This window comes from Rhodococcus sp. MSC1_016 (assembly GCF_023667485.2).
GTDB classification, from domain to species: domain Bacteria; phylum Actinomycetota; class Actinomycetes; order Mycobacteriales; family Mycobacteriaceae; genus Rhodococcus_F; species Rhodococcus_F oxybenzonivorans.
The window spans coordinates 3,326,542-3,352,343 of the sequence record NZ_JAMOZI020000001.1 but is presented as its reverse complement, the minus strand read 5'-3'; the positions used below and the strand labels follow the sequence as shown (position 1 = coordinate 3,352,343).

At 64.2% G+C, this 25,802-nt stretch carries 25 protein-coding genes; 10 read left to right on the top strand and 15 right to left on the bottom strand.

The window, feature by feature from the left end; genetic code table 11:
• Positions 1-41: 41 nt before the first annotated feature.
• Positions 42-464, bottom strand: a complete 423-nt coding sequence (locus L1080_RS15500; RefSeq protein WP_250770360.1) for an acyl-CoA thioesterase — start codon at positions 462-464, stop codon at positions 42-44.
• Positions 465-580: 116 nt separating this feature from the next.
• Positions 581-898 carry an ArsR/SmtB family transcription factor gene (locus L1080_RS15495; RefSeq protein WP_250770357.1) on the bottom strand — a complete coding sequence of 106 codons (318 nt, stop codon included), beginning with the start codon at positions 896-898 and terminating at the stop codon, positions 581-583.
• 91 nt (positions 899-989) lie between these two features.
• Here L1080_RS15495 and L1080_RS15490 point away from each other — a divergent pair, with 91 nt between their 5' ends.
• The 3 genes from L1080_RS15490 (at position 990) to L1080_RS15480 (ending at position 2,921) form a co-directional block, all read left to right on the top strand.
• The gene (locus tag L1080_RS15490; RefSeq protein WP_284707842.1) at positions 990-2,045 is read left to right on the top strand and encodes an SDR family oxidoreductase; all 1,056 of its coding nucleotides are present in this window, start codon (positions 990-992) and stop codon (positions 2,043-2,045) included.
• Positions 2,046-2,091: 46 nt separating this feature from the next.
• Positions 2,092-2,361, top strand: a complete 270-nt coding sequence (locus tag L1080_RS15485) for a hypothetical protein (protein WP_250770351.1) — start codon at positions 2,092-2,094, stop codon at positions 2,359-2,361.
• A gap of 71 nt (positions 2,362-2,432) precedes the next feature.
• Entirely contained in the window at positions 2,433-2,921 is a 489-nt protein-coding gene (locus L1080_RS15480; RefSeq protein WP_250770349.1) for a hypothetical protein, read from the top strand.
• A gap of 93 nt (positions 2,922-3,014) precedes the next feature.
• Here the strand turns inward: L1080_RS15480 and L1080_RS15475 are convergent, their stop codons facing one another.
• The 4 genes from L1080_RS15475 to L1080_RS15460 all read right to left on the bottom strand — a co-directional run bounded on the left by L1080_RS15475 (position 3,015) and on the right by L1080_RS15460 (position 6,483).
• Positions 3,015-3,161 carry a hypothetical protein gene (locus L1080_RS15475; RefSeq protein WP_250770347.1) on the bottom strand — a complete coding sequence of 49 codons (147 nt, stop codon included), beginning with the start codon at positions 3,159-3,161 and terminating at the stop codon, positions 3,015-3,017.
• Positions 3,162-3,191: 30 nt separating this feature from the next.
• The gene (locus tag L1080_RS15470) at positions 3,192-3,620 is read right to left on the bottom strand and encodes a WhiB family transcriptional regulator (protein WP_250770345.1); all 429 of its coding nucleotides are present in this window, start codon (positions 3,618-3,620) and stop codon (positions 3,192-3,194) included.
• A gap of 605 nt (positions 3,621-4,225) precedes the next feature.
• Positions 4,226-5,221 (bottom strand): acetylserotonin O-methyltransferase, encoded by a 996-nt coding sequence (locus L1080_RS15465; RefSeq protein ID WP_250770343.1) that lies wholly within the window; start codon positions 5,219-5,221, stop codon positions 4,226-4,228.
• 2 nt (positions 5,222-5,223) lie between these two features.
• Positions 5,224-6,483 carry a tryptophan 2,3-dioxygenase gene (locus L1080_RS15460; RefSeq protein WP_250770341.1) on the bottom strand — a complete coding sequence of 420 codons (1,260 nt, stop codon included), beginning with the start codon at positions 6,481-6,483 and terminating at the stop codon, positions 5,224-5,226.
• Between the two features lie 205 nt (positions 6,484-6,688).
• Between L1080_RS15460 and L1080_RS15455 the strand changes: the two genes are divergently transcribed.
• Genes L1080_RS15455 through L1080_RS15435 form a run of 5 tightly spaced genes read left to right on the top strand, consistent with a single transcriptional unit; the run spans position 6,689 to position 14,147 of the window.
• Complete coding sequence (locus tag L1080_RS15455; RefSeq protein ID WP_250770339.1) at positions 6,689-7,870, top strand: ATP-grasp domain-containing protein; 1,182 nt, start codon at positions 6,689-6,691, stop codon at positions 7,868-7,870.
• Between the two features lie 14 nt (positions 7,871-7,884).
• Entirely contained in the window at positions 7,885-8,964 is a 1,080-nt protein-coding gene (locus tag L1080_RS15450; RefSeq protein ID WP_250770581.1) for a cupin domain-containing protein, read from the top strand.
• Positions 8,958-12,404 carry an ATP-binding cassette domain-containing protein gene (locus L1080_RS15445; RefSeq protein WP_250770336.1) on the top strand — a complete coding sequence of 1,149 codons (3,447 nt, stop codon included), beginning with the start codon at positions 8,958-8,960 and terminating at the stop codon, positions 12,402-12,404. The genes L1080_RS15450 and L1080_RS15445 overlap by 7 nt, the downstream gene beginning before the upstream one ends.
• Complete coding sequence (locus tag L1080_RS15440; RefSeq protein WP_250770333.1) at positions 12,370-13,299, top strand: hypothetical protein; 930 nt, start codon at positions 12,370-12,372, stop codon at positions 13,297-13,299. Before L1080_RS15445 ends, L1080_RS15440 begins: the two co-directional genes overlap by 35 nt.
• Positions 13,296-14,147 carry an aminotransferase class IV gene (locus L1080_RS15435; RefSeq protein ID WP_250770329.1) on the top strand — a complete coding sequence of 284 codons (852 nt, stop codon included), beginning with the start codon at positions 13,296-13,298 and terminating at the stop codon, positions 14,145-14,147. The genes L1080_RS15440 and L1080_RS15435 overlap by 4 nt, the downstream gene beginning before the upstream one ends.
• A 17-nt stretch (positions 14,148-14,164) precedes the next feature.
• Here the strand turns inward: L1080_RS15435 and L1080_RS15430 are convergent, their stop codons facing one another.
• Both L1080_RS15430 and L1080_RS15425 read right to left on the bottom strand, forming a co-directional pair.
• Positions 14,165-14,896: an alpha/beta hydrolase gene (locus L1080_RS15430; protein ID WP_250770326.1), complete on the bottom strand. Its 732-nt coding sequence runs from the start codon at positions 14,894-14,896 to the stop codon at positions 14,165-14,167.
• Between the two features lie 45 nt (positions 14,897-14,941).
• Positions 14,942-15,103: a hypothetical protein gene (locus L1080_RS15425; protein ID WP_250770323.1), complete on the bottom strand. Its 162-nt coding sequence runs from the start codon at positions 15,101-15,103 to the stop codon at positions 14,942-14,944.
• A gap of 55 nt (positions 15,104-15,158) precedes the next feature.
• Between L1080_RS15425 and L1080_RS15420 the strand changes: the two genes are divergently transcribed.
• A complete protein-coding gene (locus L1080_RS15420) occupies positions 15,159-16,646 on the top strand; it encodes a carboxylesterase/lipase family protein (protein WP_250770321.1) in 1,488 nt (495 codons plus the stop codon).
• Between the two features lie 12 nt (positions 16,647-16,658).
• Here L1080_RS15420 and L1080_RS15415 read toward each other — a convergent pair whose 3' ends face one another.
• The 7 genes from L1080_RS15415 to L1080_RS15385 form a co-directional block, all read right to left on the bottom strand.
• On the bottom strand, positions 16,659-18,170 hold the full coding sequence (locus L1080_RS15415) for an ATP-dependent DNA ligase (protein ID WP_250770318.1): 1,512 nt from the start codon (positions 18,168-18,170) through the stop codon (positions 16,659-16,661).
• A gap of 57 nt (positions 18,171-18,227) precedes the next feature.
• The gene (locus L1080_RS15410) at positions 18,228-18,368 is read right to left on the bottom strand and encodes a hypothetical protein (protein ID WP_250770315.1); all 141 of its coding nucleotides are present in this window, start codon (positions 18,366-18,368) and stop codon (positions 18,228-18,230) included.
• Between the two features lie 66 nt (positions 18,369-18,434).
• Positions 18,435-19,850 (bottom strand): phytoene desaturase family protein, encoded by a 1,416-nt coding sequence (locus tag L1080_RS15405; protein WP_250770312.1) that lies wholly within the window; start codon positions 19,848-19,850, stop codon positions 18,435-18,437.
• An 86-nt stretch (positions 19,851-19,936) separates the two neighbouring features.
• Positions 19,937-21,187 carry an APC family permease gene (locus L1080_RS15400; protein WP_250770309.1) on the bottom strand — a complete coding sequence of 417 codons (1,251 nt, stop codon included), beginning with the start codon at positions 21,185-21,187 and terminating at the stop codon, positions 19,937-19,939.
• A gap of 81 nt (positions 21,188-21,268) precedes the next feature.
• The gene (locus L1080_RS15395) at positions 21,269-21,553 is read right to left on the bottom strand and encodes a YciI family protein (protein WP_159921020.1); all 285 of its coding nucleotides are present in this window, start codon (positions 21,551-21,553) and stop codon (positions 21,269-21,271) included.
• A gap of 82 nt (positions 21,554-21,635) precedes the next feature.
• Positions 21,636-21,869, bottom strand: coding sequence for a hypothetical protein (locus tag L1080_RS15390; protein ID WP_236603434.1), 234 nt, complete (start codon positions 21,867-21,869; stop codon positions 21,636-21,638).
• Positions 21,870-21,997: 128 nt separating this feature from the next.
• Positions 21,998-22,675 (bottom strand): DUF998 domain-containing protein, encoded by a 678-nt coding sequence (locus L1080_RS15385; RefSeq protein ID WP_250770306.1) that lies wholly within the window; start codon positions 22,673-22,675, stop codon positions 21,998-22,000.
• A gap of 165 nt (positions 22,676-22,840) precedes the next feature.
• On the opposite strand from L1080_RS15385, the gene L1080_RS15380 reads away from it, so the two are divergent.
• Entirely contained in the window at positions 22,841-25,720 is a 2,880-nt protein-coding gene (locus tag L1080_RS15380; RefSeq protein ID WP_250770302.1) for an FAD-binding and (Fe-S)-binding domain-containing protein, read from the top strand.
• Positions 25,721-25,802: the final 82 nt, after the last annotated feature.

Sequence of the window (25,802 nt, the reverse complement as noted above, 5' to 3'; positions counted from 1 at the left end):
AGTTCAGGCGCTCTCGAAACGCGGCGGTCGTGAAACCGACGTCATCGCGACGGTGTGACTGATGCGGTGCTCAGTGTCTCCAGAGCTGCAACCTGAGCCGGTGACCAGGGAGCCGAACCACGACGGCTCGAATCGAGCTGAACGAGTGTGGCGGTCACCTCGGCTGCCTGCGTGCCGTCCTGCTCGATGCCGATCTGCAGGGTGAGCGAGGTGGTGCCGATCCGGGTGGCGGTGACGTCGACGTACGCCTCCTCGGTGAACAGTTCGCGGCCGAAGTTGCTGACGACGTTGACGACGGCGATCTGCGTGACCGGGTCGAGGAGCTCGCCGCACGCCTCACCGAGCGCTCGCACCCACGCTGCGGCGGCCGCCTCGTGCGCGACGTGAAACGGCACGTGCCGGCTGATGGACGCCGGCGCGTCGGGATCCGCGCGGTTGTGCAAGGTCGTCGTGTATCGGGGCATGCTCCGGACATTACCCAGCACCGGCGGCGACCCTCGCGCCCGACTCCGTCTCGGCGAACCAGGACCGAAGTCGACCTCATTCCCTTCCAGTTTCGAAATCGACGTGAAGGCCGCGTTCAGAGTTCGGTGCGGATGTGGTCGGCCAGCCGGGCGATCGTCTCCTCGTCGCGGCGGTAGTGGGTCCATTGGCCGATCCGATGGCTGGTGACCAGTCCGGCGCTCTGCAGGGCGGCCATGTACTGCGAGGCCGTCGACTGGGAGACCTCGGCCCGCGCCTGAATGTGTTTCAGGCACACGCCGACCTCTTCGGCTGGTTCGAGCTGCGGGGGAAAGGTGTCCGGCTCCTTCAGCCACTGCAGGATGCGCACGCGGGTCGGGTTCGACAGCGCTTTGAAGACCGAGGCCAGGTCGGTCGGGTCCGGAAGTTCACTCACGGTGTTCATCGTACCGCTATATCGCGATTTTCCGATATGTGTGCTTGACTCGGTATATCGCAACTTCGCGATATACCGATAGGAGTGAGTGATGACGAAGCGCAGAGTGGCAGTGGTCGTCGGTGCGCGCGGGGTGATCGGCGGCAATCTGATCGACCACCTCGAGGCGACCGGGGAGTGGGACGTCGTCGGACTGTCGCGCCGGGGCGGACTCGACACCGATCGGGTGCGGCACATCGCGGTCGATCTGCTCGACGAGCGCGACGCCGCCGACAAGCTGGGCGAACTGCGTGACGTGACTCATATCTTCTACGCCGCCTACCAGGACCGTCCGTCGTGGGCGGAGCTCGTCGCGCCCAACGTCGCCATGCTGGTCAACACGGTGAACGTGCTCGAACCCGTGGCTGCGGGACTAGAGCACATCAGCCTGATGCAGGGTTACAAGGTTTACGGCGCCCACCTCGGACCGTTCAAGACGCCGGCGCGCGAGAGCGACCCGCCGCACATGCCGCCCGAGTTCAATGTGGACCAGCAGCAGTTCCTCGAGGACCGTCAGCGTGGCAAGCGCTGGACGTGGTCCGCGATCCGCCCGTCGGTCGTGTGTGGATTCGCGCTCGGGAACCCGATGAACCTCGCGCTGGTGATCGCGGTCTACGCCACGATGTCGAAGGAACTCGGAGTGCCGCTGCGGTTTCCGGGTAAACCCGGCGCGTACACGAGTCTGATCGAGATGACCGACGCCGGACTGCTGGCGGAGGCCACCGTCTGGGCCGCGACCACGCCCGAGTGCGCCAATCAGGCGTTCAACATCAACAACGGCGATCTGTTTCGCTGGGACGAGATGCTGCCGAAGATCGCGGACTTCTTCGAACTGGACGTCGCGCCGCCGCTACCGATGTCGATGGACGTCGTCATGGCGGACAAGGAGCCGGTGTGGGACCGCCTCGTCGCGAAGCATGAGCTGAAACCCACGCCGTACAAGGATGTCTCGTCCTGGGCGTTCGGCGACTTCGTCTTCGGCTGGGACTATGACGTCATCGCCGACGGGTCCAAGGCGCGCCGGCTGGGTTTCCACCGTTACGTCGAGACCGAGCAGATGTTCCTCGACATCTTCCGCGACCTCCGGGCCCGGAAGATCATCCCCTGAGGGCGGCCGCGGTAACAGCACAGCCGGCGTTTGCGACGTTGAACGTGTGCGGACACTGACATTGATCGGAACGGCCCTCGGTCTCGGTGCGGGCCTGGTGTGTATCGGCCTGTTCTCCTGGTGGCTCTCGTACCCGGTGCACTTCTACGTGGGCAGCTACGAACCCCTCGGCGCCGGGGGAAGCGCCGCGCACATGGACTCAGTGGATCCCCTGCCGTTTCTCGCGGCCGGCCTGATTCTCAGTGCACTCATCGGTGCGGTATCGGGTTTCATCGCCGCACGCCGTGGCTGGCGGCTGACCCGACTTGCTGTCTGAACCGGTGAGCGGGCTCGGCACGCACGCTGACTCGACTGGGTGTTGATGCTCGGGATCGGGCACTCTTGGGTATGGGATCGAAGGCAGGTCGTCCCGACAGCCCGTCGGCTGCAGCTTTGGGTGGTCGACTGATGAAACTGGTCGGCGACCGTGACGCCGCCCTGTTCTCGCGGGAGATCTCCCGGGTGTGCGCCGAACCGCAGCCGACCGACGGTCAGCCGGACTACGGCGAAGTGCTGGCCTGGGTCGTCGATGCCATCGTCGGCGTGATCACCGCTCGTCTGGGCGCCGCGGGGCCAGGGGAGAGGTTCGTCCTCGACCTCCACTTCACAAACGGGACGCCTGTCGACGTCGACGACTTGGCGGCCTCGGAGCGTTGGGTGCTGCAGACGGTAGCGGCCTTCCTCGCCGAAGAAGTCGCCGCGGGGGAACGGCTACTCGCCGTCGCCGAACAATTCGACCCCGCCCTGCGGGCGGACACTCTGGCCGACGCGATCATCTGGCTCGACTTCGTTCTCGACGTCGATCTTCCCGACCCACCCGACGTCACCACCACATGACTTGACGATGGGCGGCGGCGGGCTCTTCGTCCGGGGGGGACACACCGCGGGGCGTACGAACGGTGCAACCCGGTGGAGGGTGCTGGAGACTGATCAGTCATGACCGATCAGCTGCATGCCGACCTCGTGGAACGCCTCGGCAGGGCTGTAGCCCGCGCTGCGATGGATGGTGATCCCCTGTTCGGCACCGTCGAGATAACCATTGCCGAGCTGGCTGAGCTGCTCGAACGCCGAGTTCATTCCTGCGAATGACCGCGTTATGTGGGAATGTCAACGAAACTGAGGGGCACCGTCTGCGTGTTGATGGAGAGAAGGTCCCGGCGGCGGAGCGGGGCGACCGCCGTACCGATTCACCGCGGAAGAGTGGTCGCGGTGGCGTTCCCTCGGTTGTGGTGCTGCCGTAGCGGGTGTGTTACCGCGGTGACGAGCCGTTCGGCGGGTACGCCGGGTGTGGCGGGCGCGCTCATTCTCGGACATGCCACCCCAGATGCCGTACGTCTCGGCGGCGGTGAAGGCGTGGGCGCGGCAGTCGGCGAGCACGGGGCAGTCCTGGCAGATCTGTTTGGCGGCGCGCTCACGCTGGGCCCGGGTCGAGCCGCGTTCACCGTCAGGGGAGAAGAAGATCTCGGTGTCTGCACCGCGGCAGGAGGCGCGGCCTTGCCAGGCAAGGTTGATGAGGTGGTGCGGATGATCAGGCACTGCGGGATAAGTCGCTTTCGGAGTCGAACGGTCACACGATTCGCCGGCAAGAGCGGGCACGCACTAGTGCGAATGGCGGGGTTGGGCCAATCGCCGACGGTGGGTGCGCAGAAAATCGATACGGGTATGGGTGGTGTGGCCTCCTTAGAGAGAGGGGAGTCAGACCGAGTCCGCGCAACAGCGCTCGCAAAAGCGTGGTGCGACACGACTCCGCGAACGCATCAGGGTTTCACTTGTGATGCTGAAGAGGAGTTCGTCAGGCAGCGACTGCTGCAGTCTCTGCGGCACCTCATCCGCAGCCGAAGCGGGACTGTGTTGCGCTGATGCCTGTTCTCGACATCGGGTGGGTTGGGAGGCGTCCAGATTGTCCGGAGGTCTCCACACACCGTCCTTCGTCTCGCGAGCATGTGAAACGGTGTGATTTTGATGCTATCGACACTCTGTTGACGGTTCAGAGGAATGGCTCGAAAGTAACTGGCGTCACATCGGAGGCTCCGATACACCAGCTCGCCGCGAGGCAGCCGAAGCCGCCCGTAGTGGACACCAGTGCCCTCGTCACCACGGCTGAAGCGTGTCGTTATCCGTTCATATGATGTGGAACGATCTCACGCGGGCACCGCTTCGATGACGGAGGAGCGGGGGCCGGGTGTGATTGATTCCAGCGTGAAACCGTGACCACTCAACAATCGGCGCCATTCGGTGGCCGTCCGTTCCCGACCACCCAGCAGAACCAGCATGTGGAGGTCCAGTAGGGCCATGGGGTGGGCTGTAGCCACTTCGGGCAAGACTTGCTCGACGATCAGCAGGCGGCCGTTTCCTGAGATCGCTCGCCGACAGTTGCCGAGGATCTTGCCAGCGGATTCGTCGTCCCAGTCGTGCAGAATCTGGGACAACACATATACATCACCATTCTGCGGGACCTCTTCGAAGAAGTTGCCGCCTACAACAGTCGTTCGGTCACCGATGTCGGCCGAGCAGAACTTCGATGCCGATTCCGCGACGACGTGCGGCAAATCGAACACTGTGCCCCGCAGGTGGGGGTGACTCCCGAGTAAGGTTTCGATCAATGTGCCGGCCCCGCCGCCGATGTCGACGACGGTCGTTGTTTTCGCCCAGTCGCGGTTGAGCAACGGCAACAAGCGCACCTCGACCAGTCCTGCTTGGCACCGGTCGAATTCATCGGAAGCCGACGGGTTATTGGACAACCACTCGAAGTATGGCCTTCCGAACGCCTCGGTGAACGACTCTTTTCCGGTTCGGACAGAGTGGAGCGCGTGTCCCCACACTGTGTAGGCCTCCTTTGACATCAGTCCGACCAGGTGACGCAGTGAACCGGAAGTGTCGACCCGTAGGAGCTCGCCGGCATCCGTCAACGCAAATCGTCCCGCGGCCTCTTCCGTGAATAGTCCTTCTGCCACGAGAACCCGCATGAATCGACCGAGAGCATCCGCGTCGGCGCCGACACTGGTTGCAAGATCGGGCAGCGAGCGGGATCCATTCGACAGCTTGTCGGGCACCCCCAGTTCGCATACGGCAGCAATAGCCTGGGACACGATGTATCCCATGATCTGCTTTCTGACCCGGTTGTTGATGTCGCTCATGCTCATGCCACCTCGGGGAGTCCGGGAAAGAGTGACACCTTTGCGGCACTCTGCAAATACGACGCGCCTGCCGTGCCACCGGTTCCAGGTACTGTGCCGATGACCTTCAAGGTGATGCCCCAGTGGCCACGCTTCATCGCACCCCACGCGCGGTCGAGACGGCGCATCGATTGCTCGAGAGGCACTGCATCAGGGAGTGCATGCCGCATCGCCAGAAACACGGCCTCCAGAGTCGGCTGCTCGTCGTGGACCTTCGAAACGTGGTCAGTGCTGCGTTGGCTACGCGGCGCGCACGCGAACTCGACGTCGCGGAATGCGCGCGACTGAACAGCGCTCCGCCCATGGGTGAAGCCGCGAATGATGGAGAAAGCGTCAACCGGCATCGTCGTCAGAACCCGGAAGAGAGCAGGTATCGCCTCGAGGCGACCTGACGCCCGATCGAGGCGATCCTTCGCATCAGCGGCATTTCCGTCGAGGAGATCCGTGATCGCCGTCGATATCGCCGTTGCAATCTGCCGGTACAGTCCCTCGAATATTTGGATACATCGGATGAACATCTGCTCGTCGTGCAGACGAGTCGTCGGCAGCAAAGTCAGCCGAACTGCGGCTCCGATGTCTTCGGGAACACTTCTCAGCGCCAGCGTCGCAGCAGAACCAAACGAGTCGTAGTTAGTGCCTGTCTCGGCAAGCGCTGCGACACCCTCCGCAGCCACCCTGGGATTGAGCTTGAAATCGGGTGCGAGCCGGAAGAGTTGCGACACGACTCGGACGGCCGCACGCGTCCTGACCGATTGGGGAGGTCGGGGCGCCGCCGCTAACGCTCTTGTCTCCAGCAGAGCGAGGTCGATGGCTGTCGCGGCTACGAATGCGTCGACACGCTGGCAGTCGGCCGATCGGGCGACCTGATCGAAGTAATCGAGTCCGACATACGACGAATAGGACGCATCGTTGTCGTCGAACGTCATCGGTAGCCATTCGGCGAGCACCGGGTCGGATCGGGATTTGCCGTGGATATCGCGCAACATGGTCGCCACGTGTGGCCGCACACCGTTTCGTCCGACCACCTGATAGTGGTCGACGACGGCCGTGAACGGAAAATCGGTATGTCCCGCGGCCCATTGCCGAAGCGCTTCCGGTACCTTGCGACCGGAACGGGTATCGGGTGACGCGTCAGCGGCCTGGAAGCACGTGCCGCCGACACCGATCGGGGCGCTGTGGACGAGTTCGGCCTCAGCTTCGAGCAACGTTTCGGAAATCAACAAGGGATGTACCTTTCATCCGTTCTGCTCAGCGGTATTCCGCAATCTTGTGTTCCGACAGGCAGAAACGATAGGCACCCTAGGGAGCCGCATCGGCCACCCCTGCTGCTGGGGTGAAGCTTCGGGCCCCCTAGGGTGCCTATTCGCCGGGCCGACGCGCGCTGACCATTGGGTATCAGAGAAGCCAGGGTTTGGATAGCGAGGGCAATTGACCACCGACGACGGGCAGCGCCGGCGACACATCGTCCTGATCGGCGGGCATGATGAAACGTTCCCGCATTTCGCGGGGCTGGGCTTCGAGTTCACCGTTCTACAGCTGCAAGGCGCGATCGGTCCCAACCTCCGCGGCCTTACCGAACGCATCAGTCCCGTGGCTGATTTCGGACCGGACACCGTGGTCGCTGAGATCACACGAATAATGAGGTCCCAACGGGTCGACTACATTTTCTCCTTTACCGAGGGTGGGTTGCTTTCCGCGGCCCTTGCGAGCCACCGCCTCTCGGTCCCGGGTCTCGACCTCAGCGCATGCGAGCTGTGTATCGACAAGCAATTGATGCGGACATTTCTTGACAGCACCGAGTTCGCCGTCGCGAACACGATATGTCGCACGCCGGCCGAGGTACGAGCCTTCCTCCTCCATCACCCCCGGGGGGTCGTTCTCAAGGATCCGGCTGGGTCGGGCAGCGAAGGCGTGTTCATCGTCCGCGACGAACGTGAGCTGACCGCGGCGCTCGCCGAGCTGACAGCGGACGGTTTCGTGATGCTCGCCGAAGAGTACTTGCCCGGACGCGAAATCAGTGTCGAGACCCTGACCATCGACGGCAATCATCGAGTTCTCGCTGTGACGAACAAGAAGCTGCACAGGAATTCCCTTGCAGAAGAACAGCACGTCATCTCACCGGATGCCGTGGATGACGACATGTTCCACATTGTCAGTGCCTACTGCGAAAGACTGCTCAGCCGAATAAATTACCAGCACGGGCCGTGTCATATCGAAGTGAAGATCACGGCTGGCGGGCTTCGCCTGATCGAGATCAACAACCGGGTCGGCGGTGACTACATCGGACTTCTGGTCGAACTCACGACCGGCGTCAGCCAATTCAGAGAAACGCTTCGTTTCTGGAGTGAAGTCGACAACTCCGGCGTCGGCCGGGAACAGGCGCGGTATGCGTACGCCGCGTCGCACCAATTCTACGAACCCATCGACCCCGAGTGTCTTCGGAGCGCGCTCCGAGGCGTCGACATCATCAGGCTCCATATCGAGCCTGCACCATCGCGACTCGACAGACCCCGGACAAACGACGACAAGATCGGTTGGATTGTTTTCGCCTGCAACGAGAGCGAGCCATTCAAGCGAGCCATCGACTATCTCGACGTCAACTGTTCCTGAAAATCGACGCGATCATGAAAACCGCATCCTCTCATCAAGAAGGGAAGAAATCGATGCAGATCATAGCCAGAAGCGCACTCGACACGATCAATGAGGTGGTGGTCGACGGTCACGTCCACAACCTGGGTGTCGTCAAGATCTTCTCCCAACACCCCGAACTGGCCCAGTTCATTCCCGCTTCCAGCAATCTGGCGATCAGCTGGGTCAGGTTGGAATGTGGTCAGGTGCTCTCTGTGCACAAACACCCGGAAGCGAGCCTCATCCTGGTCTGCGAGGGTTCCGGACGAACAATGGGGAGCGCAGAGCAGGACGTCGCTGCGGGAGATATGATCCTCGTACCCGGCGACTCATGGCACGGCTTCGAGGGAACTCGCAACGGGTTCTGGGCGCTGTCGATCCAGTTCAACGGCAAGGCCCTGTACGAGGATACCGACAACCCGAATGCCATGTTCGCAGCCGCTGAGTCCGATCCCGCGGCCGCGCTCCTCGAGGACAACGAGAAGTACCTGGAGCAATTCAGGAACAGCAGTCTGCTGCGGTTGATCGACACCCCTTCGATGACCGACTCGGGCGTTCGCGAAAGACTACTCGACTGCCAGCAAACCTGGTCGGATGTGTTCCAAGATCTGCTGCACCTGCGTGTGGCGATGACTACTGACCCGCAACACAAGCATGTCGCACTCGATCATCTAGTCGAAGAACTGGGACACAACAACAACCTCAGACAGCAACGGAACTCGTCGCACTCGCCGGTCTCCGACGCGACGTTCGTATCGACAATGGACTGGTTCAGGCAGCAGATGCTCTGCAGGAGCGACATGGTGCGAACATTGCTGATGCACGTGGTGCTGGAAGGTAGTGGCGAAATCTGGCACCGAGAAGCGGCGCGCGCGTTTCCCGACATTCCACACTTCGAAGAGCACGGTGAAGACGACGGCCACCATGTGAGCATGGGGATCGACCTTCTCGATCGAGCAAACCCAACGGAGATCCACGAATTACGGGAAGCGCTCGGCGAGGGATGGACGATGATCACACGACTGTGCGACCGAATCGCTTCCATCGCCGTAGACGACACACTGTCCACATGCTGAGTGTGCTCGAGAGAGTCGTCTGGTTCGAGGTTCCTCGTTCTGGAACCCAGTTCGACCGGCATACCAACGCATTTCACCTTTCGCGATGGCAGCGCTGGTGCGATGCTGCGCGACGAGACGACCTGAATGCGCCCCAAGACGAGCGACTCCACAGATCCGTACTCAGAGCGCTCCGTCGCGATGTTCTGCTTGCGCTCCTCGCCATAGCCTTCAACGCTGGTTGCGCATTCGGTGCAGCCGTCACGCTGCGATCACTGATCCAGCACCTCGTCGAACCCGGCACACCGCCGATGGTGAACCTGACGCTGGGGATCACCTGCATACTATTGACGTACTCGGCGTGGTTGGCTCTCAATCACACCTTCCTGTTAGCCGAACTGGCAGGCATCGGAGCCCGGACCTACATCGAGCAAAGACTGCTACGGAAGAAGCGCGGCGGTGGCAATTCCGACCGACCCTCCGGTGTTGTCACGCTAATGGACCGTGAGGCGGCGCGCGTCGAAGCTGCCTGGTCCGGCCTGGTATTCATGATTCTGTCGCTCGCCACGTTAACTTTCACCTCTGCGTTCTTCTTCGTGGCGCTGGGGCTGAGTGCATTGTCGGCGCTGGCGATCATTGTCATCAGTTCGATGGCGATATTCTGGATCGCCACACAACTCACCAAGGCCCACACAGAACTATCGGCAATTTCGGCGGAACGCATCGACGTCGGCATGTTCTCGATCAACAACCGAGGGGTTGCGTGGCTGAAGAACTGGAACCACGAACTGATCCGGCGCTACGCCGACAAGCGAGATGGCGAAGAGCGCTCACTCGCGAGGGCGGCGCGTCTTGTCGCGGCGATCAACCTCATATCTACTCTGACACCGGTCGTAGGGATGCTCGCTGCAGCATTTACCCAGCTGGCTTATCTAGGTCATGTGGATCCAGCGGGCCTGCTGTCGGCAATGGCGTTGATCGGGGGTCTGAGATCGGTCGCCAACAATGTGCCCGAAATTGCCCAGAGCATGTCCCAAGGCGTAGTCGGGCACACCAACGTTGCGAAATATCTGTCCGGCACCGGCCCGTCAGACGCCGGTGCGAGCGCCGTCCAGCTGCCGACGACAACGGCAAAGCACATTGCCGTCGTCGGCGCAGCGGGCAGTGGCAAAACATCGATTCTGAAAGCCGGCGCACGGCTCAACAACCGACTCGATACGACGACAATCTTCGTCCCGGACGAACCATGGATCTACCCGGGCGGACTGTACGAGAATCTGTGCCTCTATCGACGCGACGTTTCGGACGACGAAGCGGTCCGAGCACTGGCGCAGTCCAGACTGCCCGACACCTTCTATGCCGAGTATCTCGAGAGCAAGTCGCCACCTCGAACCGAGGCCTGGGACGTATCCCGCGGGCAAGGAAAGCGGCTGGAACTTGCGCGGGCATTGCTGGCCGAGCCGGCGTGCGTTCTCATTGATCAACCCACATCAGGTCTGGACGACGACCTGGGGAGAGGGTTGCTGAGCTCACTCCTCCGGGGGCCGTGGAGCGACACCACCGTTGTCTATGCAACAGACAAACCCGACGAGATCGACTCCGCGGAGGAAATCTGGGTGGTGGCCGACGGCGCAGTGGTCGAAGTCATACGTGATCTGACAACGCAGTCGAATCTTCTACCCGAAAGCTCGGGGTGGCGCACTCCCGACGAACGTCCACTCCCTCGCCACCCTTCCCGCCGCACGGATGTGGCCGAAGTCCGGACGCCGTCCAGGCGTAGCTTGATCAGGTTCGGCATCGCGAGAATCGCATTCGTTGCGTGTGTCCTGTTCGTGTGCCGAGAAGTTCTGACGATAATCGGTGACTACGTGGCTGCGAGTGGACTGTCGACCGCGAATGTGGGTGCGTCGTCGATGATCCTGGTCTGCGTGGTGGCGGCCGGTGCACTCTTGTCGATCTCCGGCGCCTTGCTGACCGTGCGGCGCGGTATCGGTGCGGCATCCCGACAGTGCGTGCGGTACTTCTCGTCGATCATGAGCCCGACGCTCGATGGCTCGGCAGTCGATCAGGTCAACCAAGACTCGCAGAGCAAGCTCACGTGGGATCAACGACGTGTCGACGAAGTGTTGCCCGCAATACTACTGCATACGTTGGGTGCGGCGGCGCTTCTGATCACAACCACCGGTTTCGTCCTGAGCAAGAACATCTTTGCGCTGCTTCCTTGTGCTGTGATGTGCCTCGTCTACTGGCACACTTCACGTCGATCAGGCAACCGACTGCGGTACTTCAACGAGTGCGAGATCGGAACGACGTCGGCTTTGTTCGCGCGGGTCGAGGCAACGACACGGAGTTCGAGCAGATTCGAGTTGGCGAGAGACAACGCGGTTCTCGTGAGTTGGCTGAACAGCAGCCTGATGGAACGCGCCCTGGCTTCGATGAACAATGCGGCGGCGCGGCGATGGTTTACCTACAAGCTCGATCTGATGGGGGTGCTGTTCCTGTCGGCCATCGTGGGTTCAACGGTATTCGTCTACGCCCAGGGCGGCCTCGGCCTGGTCAATGTCCTGGCGCTGAGTCTTTCCTACAGCCTGATTGCACTCTTCGCACGGTTGGGTAGTTGCCTGGTCGAACTCAGGCAGGTGCTGGACAGCGCGGATCGTCTGCTCACACCTCCGCTCCCCGCCGCGCCGAACCGAACGTGTCCGGCGATGAAAGACGACGCACTCGTGTCCTTCACCGATGTCGCATTCGTCGCCAGGCACACCGGCGCAGTGCTGCTCGAGAACCACACGGAGTCGTTCTATCGCCGTGACATCGTGGTGATCACGGGAGCCAGTGGGGTGGGTAAGTCGACCTTCGCAAAGCTTGTCGTGGGTACGTTGCGTCCGACCACGGGTGTCGTCTCTACGTTGGGCCGCACGACAGGATACGTGTCGGATTCGCACGACCAAGACGTCCTCCTGCTGACATCGAGCCCGATATTCAAGCCAGGACGATTGTCCGAGCACTTCCACAGCCCCTCACGTCAGGAACTGGCTCGCGTGGTCCGCTACCTCGACGCTGAGGATGTCGTCGAGCGACTACCTTCCGGGTTCGACGAGATAGTCCCCAGCAGCGGTCTGTTGACGCTGAGCAAGACGGAACTGCAACGACTGGCACTGCTCGACGTGATGATCAACCCACCCGCGATCGCGATTCTCGACGAAGCCACGTCGGAGTTGAGTGCCGCAGCGGAGCTCTCCGTATTGCGTGCCCTGACCTCTGCACTTCCGGACACCCTCTTCTTCATCATCACCCACAATCGCGAGCTGGCGAGACTTGCCAACCGAATCTTCCATTTCAACGATGAAAGACGTCTACTCGAGATTTCGGGCGAGCCGCCCGCAACAGCCATCGATCGACGCTCGACCGACAAGGAGGAAGTCGATGGAATGGCAACCCCAGCGAATTGCATTCTGTGACAGCCATAATGTTTCGCAGCCGCACCTCCCACTGATGGATATCGCTCACTGGGATGCTGTCCTCCAGAGAAGGGAGGTCAGGAACTACGCGCTACACCAAGAGCGCGCCTATGTCGGCCCGGGGTACTTCTATATGCCGGTGTCCGACGAGCCCGACGAAGGGAGACTGGCGGAGTTGCTGGAGCTGGCTTCCGCCGCCGACTGGTTGTTGATTCCCTCTCTTCTCAGATCCCCACGCGTGCCCGATTCCCGCGTCATCGCGGTTCCGTTCATGCAAGCAGCGTACTTTCGGTCATCCGGACGTGTGGATTCGACTCTGCGAGCAACCGTCGGAGATCGGCAATACAAGGCAATCAGAAAGCTCACCGCGAAGGCCGAGGCGGCGTGTGAAACCCAGATACATCGCCTGTCAGAGCTGGCGGACGGCGACCGTGCGCTGCACGATTTCGCCGTTCTGCAAGCCCTGAATGTGGCGAAGTATGGGCACTCCAGGAATCTATATACTGCCGACGTTCTGCGAATGTTGGCACGTTCGTCGGAAGGAACAAAATACTATCTGAAGCTGGACTACGAGAACGCGACCAATGCCCCCGTAAACGGATCGCTGAGCTATGCCGACGACGAGCGCGGTGTGTTCACAATGCTCGTTCAGGGGCTGGACCGTGATCGAATTCCGCGGGGGCTTAACCTGTATATCACCGACTATTACCAGTTGTACCAGTTCGCCGATCGGCTGGGTTTCGAAGACATTTGCCTGGGCCGCGGCGCAATCGAGAGCAAGGTGCGGGTGGGCGCAAACCATATTGTCGACCTGGACAACTGGCTGATTCCGGTCAACACACGCCAGAGGCAAGCGATGCACGACTATGCGATATCGGGTAGGGAAACCAGATGATCAGCGACATGTCCTGGGCGGACGGTAGCTTCGTCCGATACGACGATATGACGCTGTCACCGGCGACTCATTCATTGTCCTATGGGTCCTCGGTGTTCGAGGGTATCCGTAGCTACGGCGGGAACATCTTCAAGCTCGACGATCACTTGGACCGGCTGCGGCGGTCTGCTGACGTGTTCGGGCATACGGTGCCGTATTCGAATGCAGATTTGGCCGATGCGTGCTACGAGTTGCTGAGAGTGAACGGGCTGAGCGACGCATACCTGAAGTGCCTCGTTTTCTACGACGATTCGGATGTCAGCTTCAGGGCGCAAGGATGCTCCAGTCGGGTAGTCGTTTTTGCGCTTCCCTTTCCTGCGAATTCTGCACCAGCGAATTATCGGCTTGCGACAGCAACGTGGAGGCGTGCGCCGGCATCGTGCCACCCCTATCAGGCGAAGACATCGTCGACTTACGCGTTGAGCTATCTGAGCTACCGTCAAAAGGCCGATGGTTATGACGACGTCATCTTCCTCTCGACCACCGGCACGGTGTGTGAGTCAAGTGGTTCGAATGTGTTCTTCATCAAAGGTGACGCCTTGCTCACACCCACCACGGAATTGGCGCTCGCCGGAATTACCAGAAAGGTGATCATCGACGAGCTGGCCCCGCGGCTGGGCGTATCTGTCACGGAGCGCAATATTTCCTACGCCGAGCTCGAATCGTTCGACGGCGCATTCTTGTGCGGAACGGCAATGGAAATCACGAGGATCTCCTGCATCGACGAGATCGAGTATGGGGCAGCTCCCTTGATCGACGCGGTCGCAACCGAGTATCAGCTCCTGAGGGGCGGGGGGTCGGCGATGTAAAACCGAGGCTACCTACCTCACTTCAGGTGCCGGGCGAAGAAGCGGTTGCCGTCGTCTCCCTCCAACTGCGGGACGCCGGTGTGCCCGCCCATATTGGCGTGCAGCGTCTTTTCCTTGGAGCCGAAGGCGTCGAACAGGTCCAGGGCCTGCTGCCGGTCGTTTCCTTCGTCGTCCCACTGCAGTAGGACCCGCAGCGGAATGGTGACCTGCCGAGCCTCGTCGAACATGCTGCGGGGCACGAAGCTCCCGGCGAACAGGAGGGCGGCCGAGATGCGTGGTTCCACCACCGCCAACCGGATGCCGATGGCGATCACCCCTCCCGAGTACCCGACCGGGCCGCTGATCTCGGGCAACTCGAGGAGACCGTCCAGGGCGGCCCGCCATTCCGGGGCCGCCTTGTCGACCAGCGGGAGGACGAGCCGGTCGACGATCTCGTCACTGACCGGATCACCGGCCTCCAGCGCCCGGCGCAGGTCGGCGCGGGCCTGCTCGGCGGCGGCGGAACGGGGCCGGTCACCGCTCCCGGGCAGTTCGATGGTGGCCGCGGCGTATCCCGCCGCCGCGGCGTGCCGGGCCCGGGCCGCCAGTCGCGGGTACATCATGTGCAGTCCGCCGGGATGGCCGATCAGGATCAGCGGCGCCGGTGCGGATGCGGATCCGGGCGTCCACAAGATGCCAGGGATCTCGCCGAGGGTGAATTCGCGTTCGAGGACGCCGTCGTCGAGGCGTTGCTCGGAGGTGAAGTGCATGATGGTGCCTTTCGGGAGTGCTCGTGAATGGGGCTCCCGGGCGACCTATCGCCCGATCGTGACCCCGGAGGGGAGCACCCATGTCGATACTGCGTTCACGGGTGCCACCTCCTCGTTCTCGAGCACGGTCTCCGAAAGGTAGCAGTGGCCGCCGTGGTCCGCCAACAGGTTTTTCTGCGCGACGCCAGGGCGGACCTCGATGCCCATGCCATAGCTGAGAACCTTGACTGTGCTCGCACACCCTGCCCCTGGAAGGCCCCTGATGACCGTTCTCACCGTCAGCACCGATGCAGGGGAAATCTCCGGAAGTCGTACCGACGGGGTGGCCCGCTTCCTCGGAATCCCGTACGCCGCGGCTCCAACGGGCGACCGCCGCTTTGCACCGCCACACCCCACCGAGCGATGGGAAGGCACCAGGGACGCCACCGAGTACGGTGCCACCGCACCGCAACCGGGATTGCACCCTGCCCACACGCATCTGGCGCCACTGACCGGGCCCGGATGGGTCATCGGCGACGGCCATTACCTCAACCTCAACGTCTGGACACCCGACCCGGGCACCAGTGGGATGCCGGTGATGGTCTACATCCATGGTGGTGGATTCATGATCGGTTCGGGCAGGGCCCCTGCCTTCGATGGAGCCGCGTTCGCGCGCGACGGCGTCGTCCTGGTCACCATCAACTACCGACTCGGCACGGACGGCTTCCTTGCCCTGTCCGGTGGAAGCACGAACATCGGGCTGCGCGACCAGATCGCCGCACTTCACTGGGTCCACGACAACATCGCGGGATTCGGCGGGAATCCCGACAACGTCACCGTCTTCGGAGAATCCGCAGGCGGCACGTCGGTCGCATTCCTGCTGCACTCCCCGAAAGCTTCCGGCCTGTTCCGACGAGCGATCGTCCAGAGCGGCCACGACGAAATGGCCCGTCCGCTCGCACTGACCGAGAAGCTGACGCACGGTCTCGCCCGGCGGCTCGCGATCCCCGCCACCGCAGACGCGTTCCGCGCACTGCCGGAGTCCGAGTTGTTCCGTGCCCAGGCAGCGCTGCTCAGAGGCGAGCCCCGCCTGGATCTGCGCGACGACAGCGGCGTCGACCCAGGGCACGGCCGCGCGCTGTTCCTCCCGACCACCGGCGACGACGTCTTACCCGACCCGATCGGAGTCCCGGGCGCACACTCGCACGACGTCGCCCTCCTTGTCGGCACCACAGTCGAGGAGGCCAACCTCGTTCTCGGTGCCGAGGAGTTCGCCGGCTTCGACGCCCACCGTGCCGTCGCCGAACTTGCCGCCACCTATCCCGGCGCTGAGGCGCTCCTCGACCGTCACGGCATCCGCGACCCGGCGGTCACCGCCGCGCAGGCCCTCACCTCCGCCTATACGGACTTGCTGTTTCGATCACCGAGCCGGCGCACCGCGCTGCGCCACCCAGGCAGCAGCTACGTCTACGAGTTCGCTTGGCGTGCACCACACCACGGCGCCGCACACGGCCTCGACGTCCCCTTCGTCTTCGACACCACCGACGCCTGCCGAGGCCTCATAGGCGATGCGGCACCAGACACCCTCACCGACGCGATGCACAATACCTGGATCGACTTCGCAACCCACGGCACTCCGGGCTGGCCCGGCTACGGCGACACCAGAGAAGTTATGATGTTCGACGAAAGTTCGCACGTCTGCGAGGACACCGCGCCCGTCGGCATCGGTGCCGAGAACCTCCCGGTGAGACAGGATGAGTGTGGCGACTGATGCGCGGGGCGCTCACCCCGGGAGTAGGGCGCGCACGGCGTCGATGGTGTCGGCGTCGGCGGGGTCCTTGTCGGGCCTGTACCGCAGAACCCGGGCGAATCGGAGCGCGACGCCGCCGGGGTAGCGGGAGCTGACCTGCACGCCGTCTAGTTCGATTTCGACGACGATCCTCGGGTGCAGGAACACGGTGTGGGAGTCGCGGGCGCGTTCGTGTCGGGGAAATTCGTCCGTCTGCCACTGCAACAACGCGTCGGTGAGACCCTTGAACGTTTTGCCGACCATGACCGGATCACCGCCGTCGGGGTCGCGGGCACCGAGATGCAGATTGGAGAGGTAGCCGGTACGCCGGCCGTAACCCCACTCGGCACCCAGGACCACCAGGTCCAGGGTGTGCTCCGGTTTCACCTTCTGCCACGCCCGACCACGACGCCCCGCCGCATAGGGGGCCGACAGTGACTTCACCATGACTCCTTCGTGCCCGGCGGCAAGGGCGTCGTCGAAATGTGTTGCTGCGGTGTCGGCGTCGGGTCGGCGCAGTCCTGGGATGCGATGCTGCGGGGCCACGCTTTCGAGGGCGTCGAGACGCTGCTCGAGCGGGGCATCGAGCAGGTCGATCCCATCGAGATGCAGACAATCGAAGAAGTACGGGTGCAGCAGTAGCTCGCGGGCACTTTCCGCGCCGAAACGACTCATCGTTTCCTGGAAGGGGCGGGGACGACCGGAGTCGGTCAACGCCAGTGTCTCACCGTCGAATACCGCGGACTCGCAGGGACGGCCGGTGACGAGTTCGACCAGTTCGGGAACACTGCCGGTGATCTCACGCAGCGTGCGGGTGAAGATGTGGACTTCGTCGCCATTGCGGTGTACCTGGATTCGGGCGCCGTCGAGCTTGTACTCGACGCTGACGTCGCCGCCGAGTTCCGTCCAAGCGTCCACGAGGGATTCGGCGGGAGAGGCCAGCATCGGACGGATCGGCCGCCCCACCTCGAGTCGGAACGCGCCGAGTGCCTCCACTCCGCCGGCGAGCGCCGCGGTCGCAGTGGCAGGCAGTCGTCCCGACAACATGAAGGCGCGCCGAACCGGCTCGACGGGCAGAGCGGCCGCGGCGGCGATGGCGTCGGTCATGATTCCTTCGAGTGCGCCCTGTCGCAGATCTCCTGTCAGTAGTCGAACGAGGAAGTCGCGTTCGTTCGGCGTCGTTCGGGTGAACAGGTCGGTGAGCAGAGTGCGTCGTCGTTCCGTCGAGCCCGATCCGGAAGTCCCGGCCACCTCGGTGAGCAACCCGTCGACATCGGCGACGGTCACGGTGGAGTGATCCGCGGGCGTGGCGGGGAGGTCGGCGAGCGTCCGCCAGCCGATACCGATACGGCCCTGCCGCAGTTCCCCGGAGAGCCAGGCCACCACCGGTTCGACCTCTTCGGGCTCGAGGTCGGCGAGCAGTGCGCGCAGCGCCTCGATCTTGACCTTGCGGGACCGGGTGGCCCCCACCGCACGCGACGTGTCCACGATCCGCGAAACCAGCATGCCCCGACGGTAGCGGGATCGATGCTGCGGCGCGCGGCGTTTCCGGCCTCGCGAGGATCAGGGGTCGGCGTGCAGCACCTTCGGTCCGAGCAGGTGACACACCTGCAGGGCGAGTGCCACGTCGAACCGATCGTCACGGATCGTGCCGCGGTCGTGCAGCACCTTGGCCACCCGGTACTTGACGGTGATGCGGTGCACTGTTAGCAGCTCGGCCGTGTGGACGTAATTCTCACCGGTGAGGAAGCTCGCCCGCGGTTATGACCATCAGTTCTCGAGATGCTTCAGCGCCGACTGGGCTGCGTTGAAACCGCACATGCCGTGGACACCGCCCCCCGGCGCGGTCGCGGAGGAGCACAGGTACACCCCCGGGATTCCGGTGGAATATGGGTCGAGGCCGATGCGGGGCCGCATCGCAATCTGCAGTGCGGTGTTGGCGCCCACTCCGATGTCGCCGCCGATGTAGTTGGCGTTGTACTGTTCTATCTGCGCCACCGAGCGCACGTGCTGCCCCACGATGCGATCCCGGAACCCGGGTGCGAACCGCTCGATCTGGTCGATGATCGCCTGCGTGGCATCGCCCGAATACCCATGGGGGACGTGCGCATACGCCCAGATCGGGTTGATAACCCCAGCGGAGCGGGACGGGTCCGCGAGGTACTGCTGCCCGACGAGCACCGTCGGCCTCGCGGGCATGACACCCCGCGTGATCTGTCCTTCGGCCTCGGCGACCTCTTCGAACGTTCCGCCGAGATGCAGCGTCCCCGCCGCGCGGCAGTGCTCGTTGGTCCACGGAACATGGCCGTCGACGGCGAAATCGACCTTGAAGGCCGCCGGCCCGTACTTGTATCGGCGGTAGGCGCGGGCGACCCTGCCCGGCAACCGATCACCCGCTATTCGCAGCACCGCACGCGGTGCCACGTCGAGCATCACGAGGTCCGGTGAGCCCAGCGAATCGAGCGAATCCACGTACACCCCGGTCTCGATGGTGCCGCCGAGCTTGCCGAGCAGTGACGCCATCGCGTCGGTGATCGACCGGGAACCGCCCTCGGCGACCGGCCACCCGTACGCATGGCCGGCGGCGGTGAGCATCAGACCCACGGAACTGCTCATCGGGGTGTGCAGCGAACTGAACGCGTGCGCCGCCACCCCGCCGAACAGTGCTCGTGTCTCCGGTCGCTTCCACCGGCGGGCCGTCAACGCCGCCGGGACGAGCGCGTTGACGCCGAATTTGGCGAGCTGCAGAGGATGTGCAGGCCAGTGCGCGATCGGACGGAACACGTCACCGGTCAGCTCGTCGAACGACGTCGACAGCCGGCCGAACATCCGCTGCCAGGCCTTGCCGTCCTCACCCATGTTCGCGGCGGTGCGGTCGATGTCACGCCACAGCACCCCGGCCGATCCCGAGTCGAGGGGGTGGACCAGGTCGATCTCCGGCCACAGCCACCGAAGTCCGTAGTCGCCCAGACCGAGCGACTGCAGAAAGGGCGAAGCCACCCCGGTGGGGTGGAACGCCGAGCAATCGTCGTGGATGAGGCCCGGGAGGGTGAGTTCGGAGGAGCGGGTGCCGCCACCGATCGTGTCCTTGGCCTCGAGGACCCGCACCGACACCCCCTGTCTGGCCAGGTGGATGGCGGCAGCGAGCCCGTTGGGCCCGCTGCCGACCACTACCGCAGTTGTCACGAGGTCGTCCTCACTTCAGTGCCGTCGGCTTCGGCGCCTCGGTCACCACTTCGTGCGCGCTTTGCGAGGCATCCCGCCAAGACCATTCAACCTCGAGGGGGATGGGCCCGTAACCAGTACACGGCGACGCCGACACCGAGGACGACGGTGCCCCACACCACCGAGGGAAGGGGAAGGAACGCGGCGAGGATCAGACATCCGGCCGCACCCGTCGCCGCGACGAGCCGGGGCCATAGCTGGCCAGACAACGTCCACGCAGAGGCGTTCGCGATCAGGTAGTAGACCAGCACGGCGAACGACGAGAACCCGATGACGCCCCGCAGATCCGCTGTCGCGGCGAGGACAGCCACGACGGTTCCCACGGCCAGCTCGGCGCGGTGCGGTACCGAGTACCGCGGGTGGACGGCGTCGAGGAACCGGGGCAGGTTTCCGTCGCGGGCCATCGCGAACGTGGTGCGGGATACGCCGAGGATCAGCGAGAGCAGCGAACCGAGTGCGGCGATCACGGCGGCCACCCGCACCACGGGCTCGGCACCAGCGAATCCGGCCGCAGCGACCGCCTCGGCCAGCGGGTCGGTCGCTGCGGCCAGCCGGTCCGGACCGAGGACGGTCAACACCGCGACCGCGACCAGCAGGTACACGAGCAGGGTGACGGCGAGCGCAAGGGGGATAGCCCGGGAGATGGTCCGGCGCGGGTCCCGAACCTCTTCACCCAAAGTCGCAATACGGGCGTACCCGGCGAAGGCGAAGAACAACAAGCCGGCCGCTTGCAGAACACCGGTGATGCCGTATCCCCGGGTCAGTACCGGGCCGTCGAAACCCGTGTCGGTGGCGGTGAGGCACAGCAACACGACCAAGGCCAGGACGGCGAGGACGAAGAACACGATTCCGCGGGTGGCCCACGCCGATTTCTGAACACCCAGATAGTTGACCGCGGTGATCACCGCGACGGCGACGACCGCGATGACGTGCTCGTAACCCGGCCAGGCGTAGGCGCCGACGGTCAGGGCCATGGCCGCACAGGAAGCAGTCTTCCCGACAACGAAACCCCAGCCGGCCAGATATCCGAAGAAGGGGCCGAGCCGTTCGCGGCCGTACACGTACGTCCCCCCGGACTGGGGGTAGAGCGCCGCCAGGCGGGCAGAGGAGTTGGCGTTGCAGTAGGCGATCACGGCTGCGACCGCCAACCCGAAGAGTAACGCGCCGCCCGCCGCGGCAGCAGCCGGAGCGAGCGCCGCGAAGATGCCGGCCCCGATCATCGACCCGAGGCCGATCACCACCGAGTCGAACACACCCAGTCGGCGTTTCAGCTGCGGCGCCGATAGTGGCTCGGTCATGCGGTCCCTTCCAGCGGTCGACGGTGGTCGGTGGCCGACGCTACCGCGCCCGGTCCGATACCGCCGACCACGCCGATCGGGTCACTCGCTGAATTCGCCCATCACCGGATGCCATTCGCTGACTCGCATGTTCGACACGAGTTTCGCCTGAACGAACGGATCCTGCTGGAACAGTCGAGTGACCGTTTCTTCGTCGGGCCCATCGGCAATGATGAAGGCGCCCGTGCCGTCGGCGAGGGGACCGGTCGAACGCACCACCTTCCGCCGGATCATTTCCGCGATCCAGCCGCGATGATCACCCCGGTGATCGTCACGCCGCGACGACGTCTCCGGGTTGTAGGTGTATTCCACGACGAACAGAGACATGCTGTTCTCACTTCCTCAGGAGAATCGCGATGTTCTCAGTCTGCAGCACTCATTCTTCGAGCGATTCGGTAGGCGCAGAGCCTCAGGGGGTGATGGTGTTGATCACGTCGAACACGGCCGGTGGCGGGATCTCCTGCGGCAACTTCGGGCGGATCACCTCGTCGAAGAACTTGTCGTGGTCGGCCTGGGACTCCCAGATCTCGGAAACCGTCATGCCGTCACCCTCAGCGAATGCGTAGTGGGCGATGAAACCGCTGGCATTCCGGAGCGCATCGGTGGTGGGCGTGGCAACCGCGGAGTACTGATCGGCCGTCATCCCTGAAGCGTGGTGTCGTACTACAACAGACATTGGTTTTGTCCTCTCGATGACTGGAGCCGTACCTGCCGGTCACACGGGACGGGAGAGCACGGTAGATACAACCCTTCTCGGTCGAAAACGGGCGGTCAAGGCTCGACACGCCGCGAGTCGACGCCCCGGCTCACCACCAGTGCTGCGACTCCGGCGCTGACCACCCAGAGGGTGAAGGGGTACAACGCAAGCCGTTCGGCGGTGCCGAACGACGTGCCGGGGACGACGATGGCGATGGTGCCGAGCATTCCCGCGAGGCAGCACGACCCCGTCCATACGGCGAATCCTCGCCACCGCTCGAGCAGCGCCACAGCGAGGAAGGCGAGTGCTGCGTTGCGGGCCACGAATGTCGGGGTGGCAACGATCTGGTGCAGGTCGGCGTCCACGTTGATGGGCACCAGTCCGGTCAGTGCCGCGCTCAGTGCGGCCAGCCCGAGTAGAGCCAGGGCGGTCACCCGCAGCCGCCCAGCGGGGAGGAATCCCCGCAATCCGAAGGCACCGACGATGATCAGCACACCGGTCATGACGAAAGCGCCGTTCATCAGCGCGTGGAGGGGTGAGCAGATTCGGGCGACCGCCAGTTGGGACGCGGATCCGTCACATCCCGTGGCACCGAGCTTGCTGATCGAGTCGGTAGTCGCCTCGTACCGTCTGGGCCACGCTGCTGCGGTGACCACCTCCGCGACGAAGTACAGCGAAATCAGTACCCACGCAGCGCCGCCTACGCGCACGGCACGGGCATCGTGTGCTGAGCTGATGTTCAGAACGCTCACCTCTTGTGAACCGTCGCGTGGTGCGCGGCCTCGACCCACGCTACAGACGCTCGATCCACTATCGTGTGATTGTTGACAATCTCAGGGCGCGACTCGACCATGTAGCCATGGCCTTGCCGACTACGCTTCCTGGACGGGACTTCGAGACGGAGGGACAGGACACGCGTGGCTGAGCTGACCGGTGTTGCCGCCGGCCTCCGCGCTGACCTGGCGGCGCGGGGCATCGACCTCGACACCGGGTCGCGCAGGCGGGCCGAGTACTCCTTCGACGCCTCGAACTACCGCGTGCCGCCGCTGGCCGTGGCGTTTCCCCGCACCGTGGACGATGTGGTGTCGATAGTCCGGGCATGCACCGAGCGCGCGATACCCATCACCAGTCGCGGCGGCGGTACCTCGCTCGCCGGCAACGCCATCGGCAGGGGAGTGGTCCTCGACTTCTCCCGGCACATGGCCGCCGTCCACTCGGTGGATGCCGCCGCGCGCACCGCCGTCGTCGAACCCGGGATCGTGCTCACGGACCTGCAGAAAGAGGTCCAGCTGGCGACGGACGGGGCCTTCACCTTCGCCCCGGACCCGTCGAGTAAGTCCCGCGCCACCGTCGGTGGTGCGATCGGGAACGACGCCTGCGGCAACCACTCCGTGCGATACGGGCGCACCTCGGACCACGTCATCGCACTCGACCTCGTCACCGCCGGGGGACATCGGTTGACCGCGACCCGGAACGGTGTCCGCGCCACCGACCCCGACGACGCGTCCGCCGTGGCCGAAGCGGAACGGATCGGGACCGGGCTGCGGGACCTGGCCGACAGTCACCTCGGCGAGTTCCGGCTCGAACTCGGTCGGATCCCGCGACAGGTGTCCGGATTTCATCTCGCGAACCTGTTGCCGGAGAATGGTTTCGACGTCGCACGCGCCCTCGTCGGCAGCGAGGGAACGTGTGCGGTGATCGTGGCCGCCGCCGTGGCGCTGGTGCCGGTGCCCCCGGCGGCGATGCTGTTGTGCCTCGGCTACCGCGACCTGGTGGACGCGGCGCGAGACAATGCGATGCTCCTCGCGTACGCACCGGCGGCGATCGAGGGCATCGACTCGGCGATCGTCGACACCATGCGTCACCTCCGTGGCGCCGACTCCGTCGTGGGACTTCCCGAAGGCTCGGCGTGGTTGTACGTCGATCTCGACGGGGACGATTCCGCCGAGGTCGAGAGGCGCGGCACCGAACTGGTGTCCAAGCTGCGGGCGGCGGGACGCCTCGTCGACGCCCGCGTGGTCGCGGATCCCGCCGAACGCGCGTCGCTGTGGCGAGTGCGTGAGGACGGCGCCGGGCTGTCCGCGCGGCTCGTCGAGGGCGGTGAGTCGTGGACCGGATGGGAAGATTCCGCGGTCGCTCCCGAGCAACTCGCCGACTACCTGGTGGACATCAAGGCGCTTCTCGCCGAGTTCCACCTCACCGGAGTGATGTACGGCCACTTCGGTGCCGGCTGCATGCATATCCGCATCAACTTCGATCAGCGCACCGAGGAAGGCCGGGACGTCATGTCGCGGTTCATCCACCGGGCGGCGGAACTGTGTGTCCGCTTCGGCGGTTCGATGTCGGGGGAGCACGGCGACGGACGCGCACGCTCGTCGCTGCTACCGCTCATGTACTCGCCGACCGTGATGTCGGCGTTCGCCCGGTTCAAACAGCTCTGGGATCCGGCCGCACTGCTCAATCCGGGCAGCATCGTCGATCCGGAACCGTTGCTCGGAAGTCTCGCGCTCGACGGCGTCGACCCACGACCCTGGCAGACCAGCTTCGACCTCACACCCACCAGTGAGGTGCCCGTCGCCCCATTCGTCCATGCGGTGCAGGGCTGTATCGGCGTGGGGCGGTGCCGCGCGTCGACGGGCGGCGTGATGTGCCCCAGCTTCCGGGCGACCGGCGACGAGAAGGACTCCACCCGCGGCCGGGCGCGTGCCCTCCAGGAGATGGTGCGCAACTCGCCGACGATCGCCGACGGCTGGGCCTCCGAGGACGTCAAGGAATCCTTGGACCTGTGCCTGTCCTGTAAGGCGTGCTCCACCGACTGCCCGGTGGGTGTCGACATGGCCACCTACAAAGCCGAATTCCTCGACCACCACTACCGCGGCCGGATCCGTCCACTGTCGCACTACTCGCTCGGCTGGTTGCCGGTGTGGCTGCGGGCCGCGGAACGGTCGGCTCCCGTCGTCAACAAACTCACCACCGGACGGCTCGCGAAGATGGCTGCCCGCCTGGGCGGTATCACACCACACCGAGAACTGCCGGAGTTCGCTTCGCGCAAGCAGATTCGACGCGAGGTCGGGAGCACGTCGGGAAACACGACCGCGGATGTCGTGCTGCTCGCCGACACCTTCACGCGGGGTTTCCGGCCGCAGGTAATCGGCGCGGCCACGCGGGTGCTCGAGCAGGCGGGGCTCAGTTCCCAGTGTCGCAGCGACGCATGCTGCGGCCTGACCTGGATTTCGACCGGCCAACTCGATCGTGCCAAGAAGACCCTGACCAAGGCGGCAGAGCTGCTCGACGACGGCACAGATCGTCCCATCGTCGTCCTCGAACCCAGTTGTGCTGCGGCACTGCGCAAAGATCTGCCCGAACTTGTCCACACCGACGCCGCACGACGCGTCGCGGCCAGGGTGCAGAGCTTCGCCGGTGCGGTGCTCGACCGCGTCGCGGAGGGGTGGCAACCGAGCGCCGCGCTTCCGGAAGACGTCACCGTGCAGACCCATTGCCACGAGTACGCGGTGTTCGGTGCGGCCACCCAGCGCAAGTCCCTCCAGGCAGTAGGTGTGGCGCGGGTGCGGGAAGCGACCGGATGTTGCGGCGTCGCAGGGAACTTCGGATTCGAGGACGAGCACTACGACGTCAGCATGCAGGTGGCCGAACAAGCCCTCGCCCCGGCCCTACGCGCGACCCCCGACGAGGCCGCGGTCCTGACCGACGGATTCAGCTGCCACATGCAGGTCCGGCAACTCGCGCCGTCGAGGTCGTCGATGCACCTCGCTGAACTCCTCGACCCGGGGCCCTAGGCGCTCCGCGCCCGTGCGCCTTTTTGGTTGTTCCAGCTACCAGAAAGGCGCACGGGCGGCGGAGCCGCCTGTTCGGTTCACG